Source organism: Neobacillus sp. PS2-9 (assembly GCF_030915525.1).
Lineage (GTDB): Bacteria > Bacillota > Bacilli > Bacillales > Cytobacillaceae > Neobacillus.
In genome coordinates, this window is record NZ_CP133269.1 from 3954135 (window position 1) to 3976441 (window position 22307).

The following is a 22307-nucleotide window of genomic DNA, read 5'->3' on the forward strand; positions in this document are numbered from 1 at the left end:
TATACATACATGAAAAATACCACAGTATTAAGGACTGTGGTCTAACAGAAAAATCGACCAGACATTTTATCTGGTCGACCTAAAGTTTTTATTCGTATTTTTTAAATACAATGGTTGCGTTGTGTCCACCGAAGCCAAGTGAGTTGCTCATAGCTGCCTTGATTTCTTGTGAACGGGCTTTATTTACTACATAGTCCAAATCACATTCAGGATCCGGAGTTTCATAATTAATGGTTGGTGGGAGTATGCTATCTCTCATCGCTAATACGGTAAAGATCGCTTCCACTCCACCTGCAGCTCCTAACAGATGGCCTGTCATCGATTTGGTTGAACTCATCGCAAGATTATAAGCATGCTCTCCAAATACTTCCTTAACCGCAAGTGTTTCAAATTTATCATTATATTCAGTACTAGTACCATGTGCGTTAATATAATCAATGTCTTGAGGTTGTAATCCACCATCATTAATGGCCATTTTCATTGCTCGAGCACCGCCTTCACCACCTGGTGCAGGGGCAGTGATATGATAAGCATCACCTGTTGCTCCATAACCGACGATTTCAGCATAGATTTTAGCTCCTCGTGCAAGGGCATACTCTAACTCTTCCAAAATAATGATACCTGCCCCTTCACCCATGACGAAGCCATCCCGGTTTTTATCAAATGGTCTGCTTGCTGTTTGAGGATCAGGATTTGTAGAGAGTGCTGTATTGGCACAGAACCCAGCAACAGACATTTTTGTGATTGGTGCTTCAGCGCCACCTGTTACCATAACATCCGCATCACCACGCTGAATAACTTTAAATGCATCTCCAATGGAATTCGTTCCAGTTGCACATGCTGTAACTGTACATGAATTAAATCCTCTTGCACCGAGGGTAATTGACACCTGACCAGTTGCCATATCTGGAATTAGCATTGGGACAAAGAATGGACTAACCCGCTTGTATCCCCTTTTTTGGAAGGTTTCATATTGTTGTTCGAATGTTTCCATTCCTCCAATACCAGACCCGATCCACACACCCACACGTTCTGAATTCTCTTCATTAATAGTTAGATTGGCGTCCTTAACTGCCATTAATGCACTCGCAACTGCATATTGTGTAAAACGATCCATTTTTCGCGCTTCTTTTCTATCCATAAACACTTCGGGATTAAAATCTTTTAACTCAGCAGCCACTTTAGCTGGATATTCGTCCGCATTGACTCTAGTCAGTGGACCAATACCTGATTTCCCCTCAATAATCCCTTTCCATGTTGTTTCAACATCGTTACCAAGCGGTGTCACCGCTCCAACGCCTGTTACTACAACTCTACGCTTGTTCATTTGTACATCTCCTTTTCAACAATCATTTCCCTTTTTTGTAATAGTAAATGTTATTTTCAAGCAATTCAACTTGCATAGATACTAGTAAGTATCCTTATACGCTAATCTTTATTTCCCCCAACGTATAGCAATAGCTCCCCATGTCAAGCCACCACCAAAGCCTACCATGACAATAACATCATCATCTTTAAGTTTTCCTGCCTCCAATTCCTCCACAATAGAAATAGGAATGGATGCAGCTGATGTATTACCATATTTATGAACGGTTTTGGACATTTTTTCAACAGGTAGTTCTAATCTTTGTCTGGATGCTTCCATGATACGAATATTCGCTTGATGCGGTATTAAGAAATCAACATCCTCTTTAGTTAAACCTGCCTTCTCAAGAACGTGTAAACTGCTTTCTCCCATTTGTCTAACAGCAAACTTAAATACTTCTCTACCATTCATAATGATATATTCGTCTTGGTATAAATGCTTTGCTCCTGTACCATCAGCCCCTAGCTCAAAGGACAAAATTCCACGGTTTTCTGAAACTGGACCTAAGATGGCAGCACCAGCGCCATCTCCAAAAAGGACAGCTGTATTTCGGTCATTCCAGTCTGTAACTTTTGAAAGCTTTTCAACACCAACGACTAGAACATATTTATATACTTCAGTTTCAATAAACTGCTTTCCAGTAACCATGCCATACATAAAACCGGCACATGCTGCACTAATATCCATTGCAGCAGCCTTCGTTGCACCTAGTTTCTCTTGAATTCGACAAGCAACTGAAGGAAATGGTGTATCAGGTGTTACCGTAGCTACCAAGATTAAATCGATCTCCTCAGCTGTAATCCCGGCATGTTTGATAGCCTCTTGAGCTGCTGCAAACGCCATATCTGAGGTATCCACATCATCCGCAGCAATTCTCCGCTCTTCAATGCCTGTTCTGGTACGAATCCATTCATCAGAGGTATCCATTATTTTCTCTAAATCCTGATTAGTGACTATCTTCTCTGGTAAATACCTACCAATTCCGACAATACCAGCTCTCACACGTTCCATCTCCTTTTTAACTAACTCTTTATCAAAAATTAATATCAATTATTATGACTTGGTACTAATTTTATCAAATAGACCCCATTTTAAGCAACTGTTTCTTCTTTTATATTCTCCGCTAATGTACATTCCAATTATTTGTTTAGTCATATTCTAAAATTAAGAGGAAATGAAATGGAGGATGCAGGTATGGAAGAACGGAAGAACGAGGAGAGAAAAGAGTCAGACCGTTTTACCAGTTTAATGTTTGGCCCTGGTAGACATCAACCCCGTCAGGATCATCAGACACAGGAACCATCTCGTCAGCAATCTACGATTGATTATGAAGAACTAATGAACAATATTGATACATTAATGGAATCTATGAAGGGATTTAAACCCTTATTTCAAAAAGTATATCCCTATATCGAACAATTATGGAAAAAGAAATAAGGCTGACTCATAGATGGTCAGCCTTTTCATCATTAAGATTGCTTCAATTCACTTAAGGCACTTTCTCTTCCTAATTCATATGCCTCTTCCATTACTTTAGTAAATAGGTTCATAAATGGTTGGATTAATTCCATAGATAATTCAACCCCAGCCTGATCCAATTGTTCCTTTGCCTCTGGTAAATACTTCATCGCGATTTGCATAAATTGTAATGTGTGATCTTGATTGTTCATTATGTACTCCTTTAATAATATTATTTAGGCAATTTGCCTGTTTCCTTGTAATCCTCTATATGCTTGTTCATTTGCTGAATGAACTCTTTCTTAACTAAAGGGCTGTACTTTCCAAGTGAGATGACGTTATCATGAAAGTCAAAGGAAAGATTACCTGATTTTAGTTCGCCTTTATTGTATTGATCTGCCACTTTTTCATATAATTTATCAACCTGTTGAATCGTACTTGTTAAAACGGTAGATTCTCCTAGGTCTGACTGGTCTGAAACGTAGCCAATAACAAAAAGGCCTTGTTCCTTTACTCGTTCAATTACCGGAACGTTATAACCATCGCCTGCAGGATACACCACATCCACTCCATTTTCCAACATACGATCAACTAATTGGATTGCCTTAGTTTCATCATCCCAATTTCCGACATATTCTATGCTCACATGAGTTTGATTATTTTCAGCTAGAGCTCCCTGGTAAAACCCTTCAATTTCTGGTTGCCACTCATAAGCAGCCAACACTCCTACTTTATGTTGTTTTGACATATGAGCAGCAACCATCCCTCCAAAAAAGCCCATTGCATGCGCTTTAAAGTTAAGACTCGTTGTATTTGAATTCTTTGCATCCCCATTAAAGCTGACAAAGTGAATTTTCGGATAGTCTTTAGAGATTTTATTAAAGTACTCAGCATATTCTGCTCCATGACCAAAGATTAGGTTAACCCCTTTTTGGTCAAACTCTTCGACCGCGCGTTTAACCACGGCTTCCGAATTCATTCCTTCTTTATAAAATACATCAACATTAAATTTTGATTGTATTTTTAACATTCCTTTAAATCCCTTTGTTCCCCATACTTGATCATTTACCGTCTCAGGAACTAGCAAGCCTACCTTTTTCAATTTCCCTGTAGACTTTGTTTCCCCACAAGCTCCAAGTAAAAGAAGACATAAAAGAATGATTCCGAAACGCTTTAGCATTCCATGCAACTCCTTAATACATCGGTCATATCTCCAACGATTTCTTTTATCATTTTCATATTGTAAACATTAAGCTATGCGAAAGGACCGTTTTTCCCTTAATTCTACTCTTTGTATTATAAAATGAAAAGACACATTTTTCCTTTTTATAAATTCCCCTGAAATAAACGACGTACATGCTCTACTTGCTGAGTTATAGAATCCGCGATTGGAGTGATGTGCCGAACAGGTACTGTTACTATTTGTTTGTCAATTTTCACAGGCTCCGATACGTTCTTTATAGAAAGGTTTTCATCAATCTGAAGGTACGCCGCGCACTCAGACCAATAATCTTTTTTACCACTTTGTAACACGTATTTACCTGGCCTCTCTGATTCTACCATTGCAAAAATAGATTCCACTGCATCACATACAAAAAGAGTATCCTCTGTCCATTCTCGGTCACCTTTTTGTATTTCTACCTTTTGTATTTTTGAAAGTATGGATTGTTGAAAAAGGAACGTCTCTGGCTGCCAAGGGCCATAGATAGCTGGCAGATAAAAAACATGCATGCTCTCCGCTATACGACTAACCTGTTCTAAAAAACCCTCTAATTGTCTTTCATTATTAGAACCAAGCTCTTGAATCGGAAGCAAACAAACGATTTCGAGATTCTTATTATTTTTCTCGATATAATCCGCTATCGGTTTCATAACTCTCTTCTTTAGGAAGTGGGATCCTTTTTTCAGCATGTATTGGTCATAGATTGAAAAGACAAGTACAGTTTTTGACTTTTCCAGTTCTCTCTCCTTTTCCCACTTAGAGAATGATTGTTCCGTAAAATTTGCATTTCGTCCTACCTCGAGTCTTTTCTCCTCATAGAATGAAATTTTGTCTTTATCCTCAAAAGAAATACCCACCACTTCTATCCCCTGATTTAAAAGAGTCTGGCTTGCATGAAAGCTTACAAAATCATATATACCAAATATAATAGCCTTGTCCATGAACGCTTCCTCCCCAATTATCCTTATTGAATCCTATGCCAATTAATAAGGAAATATTTCATTTGGGGAGAAGGGAGCGTTAAAGTACATTTTCATGACTGTTAAAAAACTTGATGACTATTTTTCCTAGCTGCGGTTTTTTTTCAGGAAGAATAAAAGTAGGATTAATTTCAGATGTGTTAATCACCTGCTGATACAGTTTTGACTGAGAATAGGATTTCCCACCTGATAGGACTTGAATGATTTTTATTGGACAGTTCGCTTCAAGATGAATAGACCCTTCCAGATTGTTAATCTTACTTTCCACTTCTTTTTGATCCACATGATAGGCAGAAGCTAATTCTCTCATCAATTTTTTATAAAAGAACTTATGCTCTTTTTCAAGTTCAAGATGATGTTTTAAAGACAGGATTGGATTAAGGAGGATAATCGATCGAATACTGTCTTTCATTTTTTCCATTAATCGAAGAGCCACAAGTGCGCCCATTCCTTCTGCCAAGATATGAATTTTATTGTTAATGATCTCGTTACGGATTACATGGTGATATAATCTTTGAGCAAGCTCGACAGCACTTTCGCTCCCCCAGTTTCGCCCATAAAGATTTGAGGAAAAAATGGTGTACCCTTTTTCTTTTAGTTCATTGATAATAGCTAGCTTTCCTTCATTTTGAGTCCAAAAGCATTTATTTTCATCCACAAAATGCCTTTCATCTCCGATGATTAAAATCCCAAATCCTGTAGGCTTTTCAGGGTAATGAATGATATTCCATTGGGTATCCATTAGAAAATTTCGATTTTCCATTGATAAATCTCCTTTTACATATTTCCTCAAAGTATTGTATGCCACTTCACAAAAGATGAAAGGGAGTTTGCCCAATTTCAATTAAAAACAAAAAGCTGATTTTTCTATATTTTTTTGATTTGGTATGGTAATATTAATGATGATGTAAAATAAGTATGAGGTGAATAATTGTGCAATACTTTTGGACATTTTTCTGGTCATTTCTTTTAGTACAAATGCTTACATATGTTATTAGCTCTATGTCAGGAGTAAGTTTTGACTTTGTTTCGGGTTCTATTGCAGCAGTTGTAGTGACAATTTTGGTTTTCGTTGTTTCTGCAGTTATTCCAAATGAACCAGTTGAAAAACACTAATAAGCAAATCGTCCGTTTGGGAATGTAAAAAAAGAGGCTGACTCCTTAAGCTTTAGAGTCAGTCTCTTTTTACTTCTTAGCCATTAAGCTCATGAACCCTTAAACTTACTTCTCCATTTTCAATGACAATTTCCACGGATGAATGTTCATGTACACGCCCAGCTATGATTTCGCGGGCGAGTTTCGTTTCAATATTCCTTTGTATATACCGTTTTAATGGTCTTGCACCATATATAGGATCAAAACCATTCTCAGCAATAAATTCTTTTGCATCTTCTCGAATCGAAATATCAATATGCTGCTGCCTTAATCTCATTTGTAGTTCCTTCATCATCTTAACCACAATATTTTTTATTTCTCCCAATGACAGAGGTTTAAAAAGAATGGTTTCGTCAATTCTATTTAAAAATTCAGGACGAAAGTGCGCTCTTAGTTGGTTCATCACGTTGTCTCTAGTATCCTCCGAAATGCCTATTTCATTATCTCTTCGGTCCAGTAAAAAGTGTGATCCAATATTGGAGGTCATGATAATCACTGTATTCTTAAAGTCCACCACTCGGCCTTGTGAATCCGTAATTCGCCCATCATCTAGTGCCTGCAAGAGAATATTGAAAACCTCTGGATGGGCCTTTTCAATTTCGTCCATTAAGACCACAGAATAAGGTCTTCTTCTCACAGCTTCTGTCAATTGTCCGCCTTCTTCATATCCTATATAGCCAGGAGGTGCACCGATTAAACGTGAAACTGCATGTTTCTCCATATATTCCGACATATCCATACGGATAATCTGTTCCTCGCTGTCAAATAGCGATTCTGCCAATGCCTTTGCAAGTTCTGTTTTCCCTACACCCGTAGGACCTAAAAATAAGAATGATCCAATTGGTCGTTTAGGGTCTTTAATTCCTGCCCGAGCTCGGAGTACAGCATCAGCCACTAGGTTGACTGCTTCCTCTTGTCCAATGACTCTTTCATGTAAAATAGACTCCAATTTTAACAGCTTTTCTCTTTCACCTTCAACTAGTTTAGAGAGTGGAATCCCTGTCCATCTGGAAACAATATTTGAAATTTCTTCCCCAGTCACCTCTTCACGAAGTAAGCGGTCATCTCTTACTATGGCCTGCTCTAACTCTTTCAGTTCTTTTTCTGCTAAGGGAATTTGTCCATGGCGAAGCTCGGCTGCACGGTTTAAATCATATTGATCCTCTGCCTGTTGAAGCTCCCTCCTAAGTATTTCAAGTTGTTCCCTTTTCTCCTGTAATTTCTGAATTCCTTGCTTTTCCTGAAGCCACTTTGCTTTCTTCATATTCGCTTGCTCTTTTAAATCCGCCAATTCCTTTTGAAGTGTTTCCAATCTGACTTTACTGCCTTCATCACTTTCTTTTCTTAATGCCGCTTCTTCGATTTCTAATTGCATAACTCTTCGTGTGACTTCATCAAGTTCGGTAGGCATTGAGTCAATTTCCGTCCGAATCAGGGCACAGGCTTCGTCTACAAGGTCAATAGCCTTATCTGGTAAAAAACGATCTGTAATATACCGATCCGACAATGTCGCAGCAGCTACAAGTGCATGGTCATGGATTTTCACTCCATGGTGAACTTCGAACCTTTCCTTTAGACCTCTTAAAATGGAAATTGTATCCTCTACATTTGGTTCTTGCACAAGAACCTGCTGGAATCTTCGTTCAAGTGCAGGATCTTTTTCAATATATTTCCGGTGTTCATCAAGGGTAGTGGCACCAATACAGTGAAGTTCCCCTCGAGCTAGCATTGGTTTTAACATATTTCCTGCATCCATTGCACCTTCGGTCTTGCCTGCCCCTACAATAGTATGGATCTCATCAATAAAAAGCAGGATTCGCCCTTCGCTTTTTTTGATTTCATTTAACACAGCTTTTAATCTTTCTTCAAATTCACCCCTAAATTTGGCACCGGCAATTAGTGCACTCATATCTAAAGAAAAGATTGTTTTGTCCTTTAAACCTTCCGGTACATCCTTTCTGACAATTCGCTGGGCCAACCCTTCAACAATAGCTGTTTTACCAACCCCTGGTTCGCCAATTAAAACAGGATTATTTTTTGTTTTCCTTGATAATATCCTGATAACATGACGAATCTCTGTGTCCCTCCCGATTACTGGATCTAGCTTCCCTGCTCTGACCTCAGCAACCAGGTCTCTACCATATTTCTTTAGAGCATCATATCCTGCTTCCGGGTTTTGCGAAGTCACTCTCTGGTTCCCCCTTATCTCTTTAATCGCCTTCAATACATTTTCTGGTGCTTTACCAAATGATTGCAGAATTTTTTTCATTTCAGAATCATTTGCATAACATGCTGCTAAAACTATGTGTTCAACCGATATATACTCATCACCAAACTTTGCTGCAAATTCTTCAGCACTAACGATCAACTTTTGCAGCTTTGCTGTTATATATAATTTCCCTTGTTCAACGCCACTTCCAGTGACCTGAGGTTTTTTAGATATAGACTCCATCCATTTGCTTTGAACTTTCTCAACAGACAATCCGGTCCTTTCAAGGATAGATACAATGAGACTATCCTCCTGATCCATTAACGCCAAAAATATATGGGGTTCATCCACCTCTTGATGATTATTTTTTACAGCTAAAGATTGGGCCTCCATTAATCCTTGTTGTAAACGTTCTGTCATTCGGTTTAAGTCCATACATCTCACTCCTTATTTGACCATTTTTGACCTTAACTTAATTATAAAACATTTCTCTAAAAGAAGTAAAATTTTTCACATTAGAAAAGCCACCCGTATGGATGACTTATCTTGATACATTAAGGTTTTCTTTGATAGGTCCATACACGTTCATCATTGGACGTTTCTGGAAAAGTGTCTCCCGCTTTAAGCTTTATTTTTTGGGGGTTGTTGACAGTGCTTCCTGTGTCGCCAACCTCAATGTATATTCCATTATTCGGTGCCTTTTTACCTGATTTAAACTGGTGGTTTTGTCCCATTTTCTTCCCTCCTTGTCGTCTACATTTTTATTATTTCCTTTTCGGTAGAGGCCCATTAAAGGAATTTACTGCAAGTTTTCACAAAGTTCGACAATATTTCCTAAGAAATATAATGAATGCTTTTTTAAATATGACGATTGTATGAACTTATTGTACATTTATTGCTAAATATTCTTTGTTAACAATATAATTATAGTAAAAATACCCTTATGAAATTTGACTGTGTTTTTATTATTAAGCGGTTTATTTGAACCTTTAAAGGTGGTTATTTGTATGCAGTCAGTAAAAGAAATGTCCGTAACACTATCCCATCTCTTTGATACGGTTCACCATAATAGAAAGATCGAGAAAGGTACTTTTCTTTTTCAAGAAGGATCAAATGCAGATGAATTATATATTGTTCAAAGTGGAATCCTGCAAATTAGTAAAATCATTCCTGACGGTAGAGAATTAACTATTCGAATGTGCTCAAAAGGTGAACTTGTTGGGGAATTAAATTTATTCTCTCCAAGTTCAAAATTTTTATTAAGTGCACGTGTAGTTGAAAGTGGAGAAGTAGCTGTTATTAAGAAAGAAACACTTGAGGAAAAGCTCTCACAAGATCTTCCACTATCCTTTGAGTTCATCCAATGGATGAGTCAACAATATCGGAAAACCCAAACTAAATTTCGAGATTTAGTCCTTCATGGAAAAAAAGGAGCATTGTATTCCACATTAATTAGAATAAGTAATAGCTATGGAATCAAAACCACTAAAGGAATCCTAGTGGAACTTCCTTTAACGAATCAAGAATTAGCTAATTTCTGTGGGACCTCTCGTGAAGTGGTAAATCGGCTTCTAAGTGATTTAAGAAGAACAAATATCATTTCTATTGATAAAGGAACAATTACTATTCATGATTTAGATTTCTTAAAAAGGGAAATCGATTGTGAGGATTGTCCTGTTGAAATATGCAAAGTGGATTAAGCAAAACAATATAGCATATAAAAAAAATCGGTCTATTCAGACCGATTTTTTTGTACCTGTACATGTTCCTGAACATATTGGATAGTCCACTGAATTACTCTTTCATCACTGATTAAAAAAGATGGACCAGCCCACTTTTCATTCACCTGTTCCTTTATTTCCTCATTCCAAGAAATCACTGCTAATACATTGTTCACTTTTTCAAGTAATCGTATGTCAGAGGTCTCTCTAATTATTAAAAGCTTGGGATAATGCTCTTGCTTATACCCTTCGATTATTATGACATCGGGCTTAAAGAATTTCATAAGCTCTACCTGATCATCAAGATTGCAAGCAATCCCCTCAGCTTGAAGAAGAATTCTTCCGCCTCCCTCAACAATGGATGCAAGTGCACCCGAGGTTAGATGCTTTCCTGTATCTTTGGACATCGATGCATCGGGCTTACCGCCATGCCCGTGATGCTTAATGGTTACTGTCTGTAACTGGTCGTTTTTTAATCGTTCGATTAACTTTAATGTAAAAGTAGTTTTGCCGCTATTTTGAAATCCTACAATTTGAAAAACAACAGGATTTACCAAGGCCACTCACTGCCTGATTGGTCCTCCAATAAAAGAACTTCTACTTCACAGCCTGCTGTAAAACCTCTTGTTCCACCTGGCAGAATCATTAACGAATTGGCACCAGCTAAGCTCATAATAATGTTTGATTTGTCCAGACCGCTCGGTGTAGATTTAAGTCTGCCTGCTTCTATAAACGTTGAACTTCGAACAAACCTTGTAAATGGATTGGCTTTTGGAAAGTCTACTTCAAGTACAGCCAGTTCTTTCCGCAAATGCGGTTTTTCCGAAAATAACATTCTCCGAAGGATTGGGCGGGCAAACAGTTCAAATCCGACATAACATGCTGAAGGATTACCCGAAAGGCCAAATAAAATCTTTTCTTTATATCGGGCCACCGTTGTGACACTACCAGGCCGCATTGCTACCTTATTAAACAATACCTCTGCCCCTAGTTTTTCATAAATAGCTGGTAGGTAATCAAAATCTCCTACAGATACCCCTCCGGTTGTTATCAGAACGTCCACTTTATTTAATGCATCCTTTACTGCATCAAAGCAGGTATCAAATTCATCAGGCAATTTTCCAAAATAATGGACAATTCCACCAGCTCTTTCAATCTGTGCACAAATCATATGTGAATTACTATTACGAATTTTTCCTGGAACTAAATCTTCATACACCTCTAATAGCTCTGTACCGGTCGCAAATAGACCCACAAGTGGCTTCTTAGCTACCGGAACATTATGATAGCCGAAAGTAGCAAGCATGGCTTGAATACCTGGGTTGATGAGTGTCCCTTTTTTAACAAGAGCTTCGCCTTGTCTCGCATCTTCCCCTATGAAGGAAACATTATCCCCCTTCTTAAATGGACGCTTAATAGACATGTATGGAATACCATTCTTTTCATAATCCTTTGCCAACTCAAACATAACCACTGCATCTGTTCCCTCAGGCATCATAGCACCGGTCATAATTCTAACAGCTTGATTTTGACCAACAACTTTGGTTGAAACCATCCCGGCTCCAATGTGATCTACTACTTCGAATTCTAGAGGATTGGATTGAGAAGCCTGACTCGTATCAATAGATCTAACCGCAAAACCATCATATGGCGCCCTATCAAAATGGGGCACATCACTAGTTGCAATTAAATCCTCCGATAAAAAACGGCCATAGCTATCATTTATGGATATGTATTCGGTCGCACCACGTAATTGAATTTCCATGATCTTTTTAACCGCTTCTCCTATTGGGATGGGGTTTCTTCTTTCTAACATCCTGCTCACTCCTGCCTAAAACGGGTAGTTTAACTTTATGTACAATATATGAACTACTATACATTACATTATAAGCCTATAGAAACCTTGCTAATATATCAAATATCACAAATCGGACAAATCTTACTTAAAAAAACAAAAAATCATATTGAATGTGTGATTTAGGTCACCTAGTTTCCACTCTAATTCCATTATGCTTATATCAAGAAAACAAACAGCTTCAAATTTTAAGGAGGATATCGTTATGACTTTCCCATTTACATCTAACTCATTAGTTAAAGATATTGTAAACGAATTACCAAAAACAAGTGATGTGTTTAAGAAAAACCGTATTGATTTCTGCTGTGGCGGAAATATTCCATTGTCTGAAGCAGCAGCCCAAAACGGACTCAATACCGATCATTTACTTACAGAATTAAAAGAAGTATTCAAGAAATATGAAAACGAAGAGAAAAATATAGAGGTATGGACTGATTCCGATTCTAATACGATTATTGACCACGTAATCACTAATTATCACCGTGTGTCTGAAGAAGAATTAACCATGCTTAGCCCTTATGTAACAAAGGTCTCTCGCGTACATGGTGATAATCATCCAGAGCTATTAAAGGTATATGAGCTTTTTTATGAATTTAAAAAAGAATTGATAGAGCATATGGCAAAGGAAGAGGCAGTAGTCTTCCCTTTAATCAAGCAACTGGCCGATGGCACAGTGGAAAACCGTGAAGAAGCAATCAATTTGATTGTTGAGCTTGAAAAAGAACACGATCATGCAGGTGAAATTTTGAGAGAAATCCGGGCAGTGACATCTGATTATACACTTCCATTAGATGCTTGTGGTACGTACCGCTTAGTCTATGCACGTTTGGAAGCATTAGAGGGACTTACCTTTATGCATGTACACTTAGAAAATAATATCTTATTCCCACGCTATCTTTCTTAATAATAAAAGGCTGTCTCATAATCCTGTTGAGACAGCCTCTTTTGTGAAATAAAAAACTCTCTTATTTTTGCTAAGAGAGTTTTTTATTATTTGGCTTTGTTAAACTTGTCTGTTGATTTCCGCTCCAGGCTCGAGCGGTTCGTGGGCGTTTCGGCGAGCCTCCTCGGCGCTCACGCCTGCGGGGTCTCCCCTGAACCGTACTCCCACAGGAGTCTTCGAGCCTTCCACTCCAATCAACAGTGTATAAAAATCAATCATGTTCATTAACACAGCCTATTATTTAATACAATGGGGAGATTATCCCCCAATATAGGACATCTCAATTTTTTTGCGGTTTTTCGTTGTTTCCGCCGTTCTTTCATCCGAATATCGATCTTCCCGCCCATTCCAAATGGCGGTTACTCTATTACGAATTTCTTCATCACTAGCGCCATTACGCATGAAATTACGGATATCATGGCCATTTCCATTGAATAGACAGGTAAATATTTGACCATTTGCTGAAAGTCGTGAACGTGTGCAGCTGGAACAAAATGATTCAGAAACGGAGGTAATGAATCCTACGTTAACGTCCGCATCCTTATAACGATAAAGCTTGGCTACTTCCCCAAAATATGCGGGGTCAATTGGCTCTAGCTCAAAATGCTCTTTTAGTAAATAGTACATTTCCTTCTTGGTAACAACGTCGTCCATTTTCCACCCATTTGTAGAGCCAACATCCATAAACTCAATATAACGTAATTCCAATCCATTGTTTTTGCAGTATTCTGCCATTGGTATGATCTCTGAATCGTTTAAACCTTTTTTTACTACCATGTTGATTTTGACACCTAGACCTGCTTGCTTAGCTGCTTCAATACCTTCTAAAACAGGTCCTGTCCCAACACCTCGTCCATTTATTTCGCCGAACAACTCATCATTCAAGGTATCAAGACTAACATTGACCCTTTTTAGACCTGCTTTTTTTAAGTCCATTGCTAATTTTGGAAGCAGGACACCGTTTGTAGTTAACCCAATGTCACTTAAGCCTTCAATGGCTGATAACTTTTCAACAAGTATTGGCATATCTCTTCGTAATAGTGGTTCTCCACCTGTTAAACGAATTTTTTCAACACCTAAGCTTACAAAAATCTTTGCAAGACGTTCAATTTCTTCATAGGTTAGCAAAGCAGTCTTCGGAAGAAATTCAAAATCGGGCCCAAATTGATCTGCTGGCATACAGTATTGACAACGAAAATTACAACGATCAATGACTGATATTCTTAAATCACGTAATGGCCTGTTAAATTTATCTTTTATAATGGTTTTTTCCATTCGGTATCAACTCCATTTAAGGAAGCAATTTACTTATAAGTGTAGCAGTCTTTTGGTTTGAAAGCTGTTACTTTATTCACTATAAATATACTTTTAATATAATTCTTATCTTAACAGATGTTTATTGATGAAGAAATGATTGTTTTTGGAAATATATAAGCCTTTCTTACCTTACATAAAAAAACTGCGTGAGTTTTCACTATATTGTCATTGTTTACCCCGATTTATTGCTCAATCATGGGATAGAATGATACTAATGAATCCTTAATAAAAATTGACAGGTATAAAATATGTTACTTGAGGTGAAACGGATGACAATGACAACGCCAATGAAACCCACTCATTCCATAGAGATAAAAGAATTACTTCGATTTGCTGACCGGAAATTTAGAAGTGAAAGAGGAAGCTTCTTATTTCAGGAAGGGATGAAAGCAGAGGAACTTTACATTATCATTTCTGGAAAAGTTCAAATCAGCAAAATAACATCAGATGGACGTGAACTATCTTTAAGAATTTGCGGTACAAATGATATTTGTGGTGAATTGACACTCTTTACAGATAATCCTAGGTACTTATTAAGTGCAAAGGTACTAGAAGAAGGAGAAATTGTAGCCATTAAAAAAGATGTGATTGAAAGTGAAATTTTTCAAAATAGTAAGCTTGCTTTTGAATTCATGAAATGGATGAGCGATCATTTCCGAAAAACACAAACAAAATTTCGTGACCTTGTGTTAAATGGAAAACGCGGCGCGCTTTTTTCTACTTTAATTCGAATGACTAATAGCTACGGTATTCAAAAAGATAATGAAATTTTAATTGACCTGCCTCTAACTAATCAAGAGCTCGCCAATTTCTGTGGGACTTCTCGAGAAAGTACAAATCGGATCCTCAGTGACTTAAAGAAAGATAAAATTATTTCTATAAAACGAGGTAAAATATCTATTTTAGATCTTCAATATTTAAAAGACGAGATCGGTTGCGAAAATTGTTCTGCCGTCTATTGCAATATTGAATAGCTGTTATGGAAGAGGCTGACTTTTAAGGTCAGCCTCTTCTTTTTTATCTTGATTATTTTTGGACCTGTTTTTCCCGTAGTGCTTTTGGAATATAAACACAGAACGGTTCACTTTCAAGATAATCACCCGTCATAGCATAAGCTCTTGACCTTGAACCTCCACATACATGGCGGAATTCACAGACCCCACATTTTCCTTTATAAAGATCAGGATTCCGTAGTGATTTGAAAATAGGTGACTCACGGTAAATTTCTGCTAATGGCTGCTCCCTTACATTCCCTGCCTTAACTGGTAAAAGTCCACTCGGGTAAACATCTCCAATATGCGATATGAAAACAAATCCATTTCCATCATTTACGCCTTTTGGTGCTCGACCTAAACCATCGATTGAGCCTGTTAATCCCTGCTCTGTTAATGCACTTAGATAATCTATCTCTGCTGTTTGTTCCTTAGCCTCACGCATCTTTTGCTGAATAACCACTCGACGATAATGCTGTGCTGCTGTTGTTTTTATATCAAAAGAAACACGTTTACTTAAATCATAAAGCCATCTGAACACTCTTTCATGTTCAACGGGAGAGATCATATCTGATTCTTGTCCTCTTCCTGTTGGCACAAGGAAAAAGACACTCCATAATACACAATTGAGTTCTTCAACCATTTTTGCCATTTCATCCAGATAATTTATATTATAGCGAGATATTACGGTATTGATTTGGATAGGGATCTCCAACTCATGAAGATATTTAATTCTTTCCATTGTAAGATCGAATGACCCAGCCGTTCCACGGAAATGATCATGTACCTCTGCTGTTGGCCCATCAATACTAAATGCCCAGCGAGATAGTCCGACATCTTTTGCTTTTTCAATGGCTTCTTTGGTCACGTTAGGAGTGGCACTAGGCGTCATTGAGACACGTACGCCTTTTTCCACTGCATATTTAGCAATATCAAAAACATCCTCCCTCATTAAGGGATCTCCCCCCGTAAAAACGAGCATCGGATTATTCATTTCATATATCTGATCTATTAACTGTTTGCCTTCCTCAAAGGAAAGCTCACGAGGATCTCTTCTATATTGTGCTTCGGCACGACAGTGCAAACACTTTAACTGACATGCACGTGTAAGTTCCCAAATAACGATAAATGGATCTTTATTAAAATCTCGGCTAAAAGCCATATGAAACGCCCCCTAAAAACAGCTATTTCAACTCAAACAGCCTTAATAATCTGTATTATAAAGGTGTTTATAGTCAAAAAAAGTGAACTAACTCACAGACTGAACGATATATATGGACGTTTTGTGAAAACTCTAAAAGAAAAAACAGTGGATGAAACTCCACTGCTTTTAAAGGTTATATTATATTAAATTACCACTTATATTTAGCGAATGCCTAAGGCAATTTTCGCATAGCGTGACATCATTTCTTTATTCCAAGGCGGATTCCAAACAATATTTACTTCTACATCCTTGACTTCAGGAATATCTGCAAGTGCTCTTTTTACTTGATCAACAATTGTTCCAGCCAAAGGGCAGCCCATTGAAGTTAATGTCATATCAATAGTGACCTTTCCTTCATCATCCATTTCTGTTTTATATACTAATCCTAAATTAACAATATCTACACCTAGTTCTGGGTCAATGACTAACTCCAGTGCACCCATAATATTCTCTCTTAAATCCTCATTCATTTCCTTCCGCTCCTTTAAATGGTACGATTTATTACAGTATTTACTTTTATATAAAAAGTATATCGGTTTTTATCCAATCTTGGTGTGAAATTTTTTACAGGTTGGATATATAATTGTTAACATAGTAAATATAGAAATAACAGTCCAATGTTTTGAAACTCATTAAATGTAGTGTATCATGCAGTTCATTTTTTTACTAAAAGTATGCATTTATTTGAGAATTCATATTATAAAGGAGTCCATATGGCCGAGAGACATTTAATCGCATTAGATTTAGATGGAACATTACTTAAAGATGATAAAACCATCTCTTTAAAAACGAAGGAAATAATAAATAAAGCAAGGGATGAAGGTCATGTCGTTATGATTGCAACTGGCCGCCCTTTTCGTTCAAGTGAAATGTATTATCGTGAGTTAAATTTGGACACGCCCATTGTTAATTTTAACGGAGCGTTTATGCATCATCCACGAAATCCTAATTGGGGATTTTATCACGAACCACTTGATGTTAAGGTCGCAAAAGACATTGTTGAAGCTTGCAGAAGCTTTCATTTCCATAACATCATTGCAGAAGTAATCGATGACGTTTATTTTCACTATCATGATGAAAAGCTTTTAGACATTTTTAGCTTCGGTAATCCAAAGATAACTACTGGTGACCTTGCTGAGTACTTACAAGATTCCCCTACCAGTATGTTAATCCATACAGAAGAAGATCAATTAAAAACGATTAGACAGCACTTATCCGATGTTCATGCAGAAGTGATTGATCACCGCAGTTGGGCCGCTCCATGGCATGTTATCGAAATCATAAAAATCGGATTAAATAAGGCAGTGGGGCTGAAGAAAGCTTCAGAGTACTTTGGCATTCCTGCAGAAAGAATCATTGCTTTCGGTGACGAGGATAACGATCTTGAAATGCTTGAATATGCTGGCCGTGGTATTGCAATGGGTAATGCCATCGACCAAGTAAAAAACATTGCCAATGATGTCACCCTTAGCAACGAAGAAGATGGAGTCGGACATTATTTGGCAGATTTGTTAAATTTAAAATTATAATTTTTTAACGCCATTGTTTTCCTAAATGAACAACCTCCAATTGGAGCATACTATTTTTGAGGCAGCGGTGCTGTTTCAATCAAAGCTTGAGCATATTGGAGGGATTCGAATGGGTAAACGTAACAAATCAAAACGCTTTGTCCAGCAAGGAGTGGATACAGTCAGCAAGCATGATGAACGTATCCCTTATCACATGACCTACGCCGATGCAGAAGCTCAGAAAATGGCCAATGTGCATGAATCCTCGCTTGGAGGAATATAACATGGGAAACCAATTGTTCCAGGAAGCACGAAGATTTGTTGAAATGGCGAAATCTGCCAACCCAAATGAGTATGATTCTGCTGTAGCAAAAGCAAAGAATGCTCTAAGTTCTGCTTATGCAAACTCGAAGGTAGCAGAGCAGGAACAGCTCCAACAAATGCAACAAGAGCTTGAACAGATCAGATAGCTGCACAAAAAGCAGAAGCACCTTTATTCGGTGCCTCTGTTTTTTTCATGATGAAATTGTTCAAGTATCACTGGATAGGAATGAGTGATTTTACCGTCCCAGCTCTTTTCATAAAGGTTTAACATCAAGGAACCATTGACAGGAAGCCTTTCATTCGGAAGATGGACCTCCAGTTTAAATAGTCTCCACTCCCCCTTATCAGAAGGAACTAATAGCTTTGTTTCAGGAATAAATTCCGAATGGCCATCTTCAACTGAATAATATAATTCACGGTTACTTACAATTGTCTCACCAGTGACAACATAATTTCCTTTGGTGCCTGACACCTTTACCTCACGGAAGATATTGTTTTCTTCTGGAACATAGAATTTTTGACTATTGGTTAACTTGGTTCGATTTGTGATAGGTTGGTCATTTAACCTAATAGGACGAAATGTGGTATGAACGGTATACTCACCAGGCGGAACCCTGCTCCCCTTAAATTGATAATTCCATTTTTCTACTCGTCTTAAGGATTGATGTGGTTCTATACTAACCGTCTGAAATGCCTGCAAAAAATATCGTCCTTTTGAATAGACATAAACCTCCTTCCGTGATTGGTCCGTAATCGTTATTTCAACCAATTGAGAAGTTGGAAATTCAAAGTGAAGCGGAACCTCTCCAGTGTTTTCTACGACTATTTCGAAATCTACCCTTTCTGATCCCGCAGTCGGAATGACATAAAAACGATAATTCAGTTCGTTCACCCCGTTTGTAACTGTTTTTTGCAAAGATGGGAAAAGTAACGTAATAACACAAAGTAGTATTCGCATGTTGGTCTCCTTTTTCCTTTATTCTCTCCGAAAAAAACCATATACTCCTGTAGTCTGAATGATATTTGTAAATGCATTTGGATCTATTTCCTTAATTATTCGTTCTAAATCATAAAGTTCATAGCGAGTAATGACGATCATTAGCAGATCCCTTGTTTCATTTGAAAACGCTCCTTTTGCTGGGATCATTGTGATTCCTCTAACTAGTGAACCATGGATGGCCTTTTTCAGTTCGTCTGCTTTTTTCGTTATAATCATTGCCGTGAGCTTAGCATGTCTGGTATGAATGGCATCAATGACTCTTGTTGAGGTATATAAAGTAACTAGTGTATAAAGTGCTTTTTCCCACCCAAACAGGAAGCCAGCAGTTACAATGATTATCCCATTTAAGACAAACATGTACGGACCAACTGGTTTATCCTTCATTCTCGATAAAACCATTGCGATGATATCTACACCACCTGTTGATGCTCCCCACTTTAAAGTAATCCCCACACCTACAGCTAAAATAACTCCACCAAATACGGCGTTAAGTAAAATATCTTGGGATACTTGTTTGATAGGTACGATGGTTAAAAAAAAGGAGGACATTAACACACTTAAAAAGCTGTAAACGGTAAAAGATTTTCCTACTTTTCTCCACCCTAGAATGGCTACTGGGATATTTAATAGAAGCAATAAAATACCCATGGAGAGTTGAATAGGTGTATAATCACTTAGCACCTTTGAAAGTAATTGGGCGATTCCTGTAAAACCGCTTGAATAAACATTAGCCGGTATGAGAAATAAATTCATTGCTAGTGCATTTAATAACGCACCCGCGATTACAATAACTATTTTTTTTGATTCTTGCCAAAGCAATGTTAGTCCCCCTTTATTCTTTTGTTTGTCAACCCTTCTAAAATTACATAATTGTATTTTTTAGGCGAAACCGATAAACTGAAACTAAAATAACGCTTGAAAGCAGGTGAGCTTCATGCAGGTAAAAATACTAGCAGATAGCGCATGCGATTTACCTAAAAGTTTTTATGAAGAAAACAATGTCACACTTCTCCCATTAAAAGTCCATCTAGATGGAGAAGAATACGAAGATGTTAAAAATATTGATCCAAAAACGGTCTATGACGCCATCCGAAACGGTTCTACACCTAAAACATCTCAGACCTCTCCCCTTTTGTTTGAAGAAGTCTTCACACAAATGGCTGAAAGAAATGAAGATGGAATATACATAGCCTTCTCTTCTGAGCTATCAGGAACTTATTCAACCGCTGTTATGATTCTTGACCAAGTGAAGGAAAAATATCCAAACTTTAATTTAACGATCGTTGATACAAAATGTGCTTCTCTTGGTGTTGGACTAATTGTAAAAGAAGCAGCCAAGCTTGCGATGAACAATGCGAGCAAACAGGACATTTTAAACGATGTACGTTTTAGAAGTGAGCATATGGAACATCTCTTCACCGTTGAGGATCTAGATTATTTAGCAAAGGGCGGCCGTGTATCCAAGGCATCTGCCTTCCTTGGTGGACTTTTAAATATTAAACCGATTTTAAATGTTGAAGATGGAAAGCTCGTTCCCATTGAAAAAATTAGAGGTAAAAAGAAGGTACTACGCCGTATTATTGAAATCATGAATGAACGTGGCTCCAATATGGGGGAACAGACTATTGGCATTAGTCATGCGGATAATGAGGTATTAGCTCAAGAGATGCGAGCAATGATTGAGGAAGAGTTTCATCCAAAAGAGGTTTATATCTCTAACATTGGTTCAGCTATTGGTGCTCATACAGGTGCAGGAACCATATCTATTTTCTTTTTAAACCAACTACCATAAATAATTAAAAAACCAGAGCAATTTTTCTGCTCTGGTTTTTTAATTATTTATGGTCTGTCTTTTTAGAATATTGATTTTTACCTGCCTGACGATTTTTTTCGCGCATCATATTTTTCTCATGTCTCAAGGCATTATTATCTTTTGCTTTTTTATCATTATCAGATGTGTGTGGCATGTAATTACTCCTTTCGTAATTCCTTTGTCAGTCATTATTGTCTGTCATTACGAAATAGAGTATGTAATCTGAGTTAATCTTTTTTTACATACGTCCAGCTACCTTCTTGATATACCTTTCCGTCTTTCATTAGTTTTCCGAGTCCACGTTTAAAGGCACCCTTGCTTAAGTTAAAACGGTCTTGTATATCCTCAGGCGTACTTTTATCATTATAAGGCATAGCTCCGTTTCTGCTGAGAAGGTATTCGTAAATTCGGTCTGCATCGGTATCCTGAGATTCTTCTTTCCTCGCAAGTAGGGACACATTCACCGTTCCGTCTTCCTTCACATCGATGATCCGCCCCTCTACTTTTTCACCTAAACGAGGCTCTTGTGGTCTTTGTGATTCATGAATAAATCCTTTAAAACCTTCTAACGTATAAATCCAGCTGCCAACCTTAGCTGTCCGGTATATGTGCCCCTGAACATTTTTATTGAAATTCTCTCTGGTTGCTTTTACAGAAATAGATTCAATAACCTGATCACTGGCAAGTTTTGCATAGAGGAGATTATTGCTGCTTTGTTTTACTGTGATATAAACTAAATCGCCAACTGTTGGCCAGACAGACTTATGAACAGGCAGATCATCTATACCAAGCAAAAGGTCCTTTGGAAGTCCAATATTTAAAAAGACACCAATTCTCGGGTTCGTGTCGGTTACCTTAACCCAACCATAGCGGCCGACAGCTATATCTGGTATGGTGGTTGAAGCAGAGACTCGGCCTTCTGAATCCACATATAAAAAAACTTCTACTTCATCGCCTTCTTCTAAATCCTGTTTAGCTTGATTTATATGCAATAATACATCTTCATTTCCATCCGTTAAAAAATAGCCAAATGTTGCTTTTCTTGCAACAGTTAAGGTGGTTGTTTGGCCAATTAGTTCATTTATTGACATATTAACGTTCCTTTCCTTCGAAGCGTTTTAATTTCATTTACGTTTGGTAGTTCATGCTGCTATTTTTATAAAGTTGTTTGAACTGCTATATTTTACTATAATGTACCCATAAAGGGAAACTCTAGCAGGTATTGTTTCTACATACAATA

At 37.6% G+C, this 22307-nt stretch carries 26 protein-coding genes; 9 read left to right on the top strand and 17 right to left on the bottom strand.

Annotated features, from left to right (window positions below; genetic code table 11):
• Positions 1–88: 88 nt before the first annotated feature.
• Both fabF and RCG25_RS19835 read right to left on the bottom strand, forming a co-directional pair.
• Positions 89–1327, bottom strand: coding sequence for a beta-ketoacyl-ACP synthase II (gene fabF / locus RCG25_RS19830; protein ID WP_308080544.1), 1239 nt, complete (start codon positions 1325–1327; stop codon positions 89–91).
• A gap of 108 nt (positions 1328–1435) precedes the next feature.
• Complete coding sequence (locus RCG25_RS19835; protein WP_308080545.1) at positions 1436–2368, bottom strand: beta-ketoacyl-ACP synthase III; 933 nt, start codon at positions 2366–2368, stop codon at positions 1436–1438.
• A gap of 177 nt (positions 2369–2545) precedes the next feature.
• Between RCG25_RS19835 and RCG25_RS19840 the strand changes: the two genes are divergently transcribed.
• Positions 2546–2803 (top strand): hypothetical protein, encoded by a 258-nt coding sequence (locus RCG25_RS19840; RefSeq protein WP_308080547.1) that lies wholly within the window; start codon positions 2546–2548, stop codon positions 2801–2803.
• Between the two features lie 32 nt (positions 2804–2835).
• Here RCG25_RS19840 and RCG25_RS19845 read toward each other — a convergent pair whose 3' ends face one another.
• The 4 genes from RCG25_RS19845 to RCG25_RS19860 form a co-directional block, all read right to left on the bottom strand.
• Positions 2836–3036, bottom strand: coding sequence for a ComZ family protein (locus tag RCG25_RS19845; protein WP_308080548.1), 201 nt, complete (start codon positions 3034–3036; stop codon positions 2836–2838).
• A 20-nt stretch (positions 3037–3056) separates the two neighbouring features.
• Complete coding sequence (locus tag RCG25_RS19850; RefSeq protein WP_308080549.1) at positions 3057–4004, bottom strand: BMP family ABC transporter substrate-binding protein; 948 nt, start codon at positions 4002–4004, stop codon at positions 3057–3059.
• 146 nt (positions 4005–4150) lie between these two features.
• A complete protein-coding gene (locus tag RCG25_RS19855) occupies positions 4151–4987 on the bottom strand; it encodes a hypothetical protein (RefSeq protein ID WP_308080550.1) in 837 nt (278 codons plus the stop codon).
• A 79-nt stretch (positions 4988–5066) separates the two neighbouring features.
• Positions 5067–5789 carry an alpha/beta fold hydrolase gene (locus tag RCG25_RS19860; RefSeq protein WP_308080551.1) on the bottom strand — a complete coding sequence of 241 codons (723 nt, stop codon included), beginning with the start codon at positions 5787–5789 and terminating at the stop codon, positions 5067–5069.
• 170 nt (positions 5790–5959) lie between these two features.
• On the opposite strand from RCG25_RS19860, the gene RCG25_RS19865 reads away from it, so the two are divergent.
• Positions 5960–6142, top strand: a complete 183-nt coding sequence (locus RCG25_RS19865; protein ID WP_308080552.1) for a YjzD family protein — start codon at positions 5960–5962, stop codon at positions 6140–6142.
• Positions 6143–6218: 76 nt separating this feature from the next.
• Here RCG25_RS19865 and clpB read toward each other — a convergent pair whose 3' ends face one another.
• Positions 6219–8825 (bottom strand): ATP-dependent chaperone ClpB, encoded by a 2607-nt coding sequence (clpB, locus tag RCG25_RS19870; RefSeq protein WP_308080553.1) that lies wholly within the window; start codon positions 8823–8825, stop codon positions 6219–6221.
• Between the two features lie 119 nt (positions 8826–8944).
• A complete protein-coding gene (locus tag RCG25_RS19875; RefSeq protein ID WP_308080554.1) occupies positions 8945–9124 on the bottom strand; it encodes a YjzC family protein in 180 nt (59 codons plus the stop codon).
• A gap of 273 nt (positions 9125–9397) precedes the next feature.
• Between RCG25_RS19875 and RCG25_RS19880 the strand changes: the two genes are divergently transcribed.
• Positions 9398–10090 (top strand): Crp/Fnr family transcriptional regulator, encoded by a 693-nt coding sequence (locus RCG25_RS19880; RefSeq protein ID WP_308080555.1) that lies wholly within the window; start codon positions 9398–9400, stop codon positions 10088–10090.
• 32 nt (positions 10091–10122) lie between these two features.
• On the opposite strand, the gene mobB is transcribed toward RCG25_RS19880, so the two are convergent.
• The gene (gene mobB, locus RCG25_RS19885; RefSeq protein WP_308080556.1) at positions 10123–10674 is read right to left on the bottom strand and encodes a molybdopterin-guanine dinucleotide biosynthesis protein B; all 552 of its coding nucleotides are present in this window, start codon (positions 10672–10674) and stop codon (positions 10123–10125) included.
• Entirely contained in the window at positions 10662–11927 is a 1266-nt protein-coding gene (glp, locus tag RCG25_RS19890; protein ID WP_308080557.1) for a molybdopterin molybdotransferase MoeA, read from the bottom strand. The genes mobB and glp overlap by 13 nt, the downstream gene beginning before the upstream one ends.
• Before the next feature lie 244 nt (positions 11928–12171).
• Here glp and ric point away from each other — a divergent pair, with 244 nt between their 5' ends.
• Entirely contained in the window at positions 12172–12870 is a 699-nt protein-coding gene (gene ric / locus RCG25_RS19895) for an iron-sulfur cluster repair di-iron protein (protein WP_308080558.1), read from the top strand.
• A 297-nt stretch (positions 12871–13167) separates the two neighbouring features.
• Here ric and moaA read toward each other — a convergent pair whose 3' ends face one another.
• A complete protein-coding gene (moaA, locus tag RCG25_RS19900; RefSeq protein ID WP_308080559.1) occupies positions 13168–14184 on the bottom strand; it encodes a GTP 3',8-cyclase MoaA in 1017 nt (338 codons plus the stop codon).
• A gap of 317 nt (positions 14185–14501) precedes the next feature.
• Between moaA and RCG25_RS19905 the strand changes: the two genes are divergently transcribed.
• Complete coding sequence (locus RCG25_RS19905; protein ID WP_308084229.1) at positions 14502–15200, top strand: Crp/Fnr family transcriptional regulator; 699 nt, start codon at positions 14502–14504, stop codon at positions 15198–15200.
• Between the two features lie 52 nt (positions 15201–15252).
• On the opposite strand, the gene RCG25_RS19910 is transcribed toward RCG25_RS19905, so the two are convergent.
• Both RCG25_RS19910 and RCG25_RS19915 read right to left on the bottom strand, forming a co-directional pair.
• Positions 15253–16380 (bottom strand): TIGR04053 family radical SAM/SPASM domain-containing protein, encoded by a 1128-nt coding sequence (locus RCG25_RS19910; RefSeq protein ID WP_308080560.1) that lies wholly within the window; start codon positions 16378–16380, stop codon positions 15253–15255.
• Between the two features lie 203 nt (positions 16381–16583).
• Positions 16584–16892 (bottom strand): metal-sulfur cluster assembly factor, encoded by a 309-nt coding sequence (locus RCG25_RS19915; RefSeq protein ID WP_308080561.1) that lies wholly within the window; start codon positions 16890–16892, stop codon positions 16584–16586.
• A gap of 243 nt (positions 16893–17135) precedes the next feature.
• Here RCG25_RS19915 and RCG25_RS19920 point away from each other — a divergent pair, with 243 nt between their 5' ends.
• The 3 genes from RCG25_RS19920 to RCG25_RS19930 all read left to right on the top strand — a co-directional run bounded on the left by RCG25_RS19920 (position 17136) and on the right by RCG25_RS19930 (position 18400).
• Positions 17136–17951: a Cof-type HAD-IIB family hydrolase gene (locus tag RCG25_RS19920; RefSeq protein ID WP_308080562.1), complete on the top strand. Its 816-nt coding sequence runs from the start codon at positions 17136–17138 to the stop codon at positions 17949–17951.
• A 109-nt stretch (positions 17952–18060) separates the two neighbouring features.
• Positions 18061–18213, top strand: coding sequence for a hypothetical protein (locus tag RCG25_RS19925; protein WP_308080563.1), 153 nt, complete (start codon positions 18061–18063; stop codon positions 18211–18213).
• A 1-nt stretch (position 18214) separates the two neighbouring features.
• On the top strand, positions 18215–18400 hold the full coding sequence (locus RCG25_RS19930) for a DUF3813 domain-containing protein (RefSeq protein WP_308080564.1): 186 nt from the start codon (positions 18215–18217) through the stop codon (positions 18398–18400).
• Between the two features lie 23 nt (positions 18401–18423).
• On the opposite strand, the gene RCG25_RS19935 is transcribed toward RCG25_RS19930, so the two are convergent.
• Entirely contained in the window at positions 18424–19212 is a 789-nt protein-coding gene (locus RCG25_RS19935) for a BsuPI-related putative proteinase inhibitor (protein ID WP_308080565.1), read from the bottom strand.
• Between the two features lie 18 nt (positions 19213–19230).
• The gene (locus tag RCG25_RS19940) at positions 19231–20073 is read right to left on the bottom strand and encodes a YitT family protein (RefSeq protein ID WP_308080566.1); all 843 of its coding nucleotides are present in this window, start codon (positions 20071–20073) and stop codon (positions 19231–19233) included.
• A gap of 115 nt (positions 20074–20188) precedes the next feature.
• Here RCG25_RS19940 and RCG25_RS19945 point away from each other — a divergent pair, with 115 nt between their 5' ends.
• Positions 20189–21046, top strand: a complete 858-nt coding sequence (locus RCG25_RS19945; RefSeq protein ID WP_308080567.1) for a DegV family protein — start codon at positions 20189–20191, stop codon at positions 21044–21046.
• A 43-nt stretch (positions 21047–21089) separates the two neighbouring features.
• On the opposite strand, the gene RCG25_RS19950 is transcribed toward RCG25_RS19945, so the two are convergent.
• A complete protein-coding gene (locus RCG25_RS19950; protein WP_081825501.1) occupies positions 21090–21221 on the bottom strand; it encodes a DUF3941 domain-containing protein in 132 nt (43 codons plus the stop codon).
• A gap of 73 nt (positions 21222–21294) precedes the next feature.
• Complete coding sequence (locus tag RCG25_RS19955) at positions 21295–22158, bottom strand: CvfB family protein (protein WP_308080568.1); 864 nt, start codon at positions 22156–22158, stop codon at positions 21295–21297.
• Between the last annotated feature and the right edge of the window lie 149 nt (positions 22159–22307).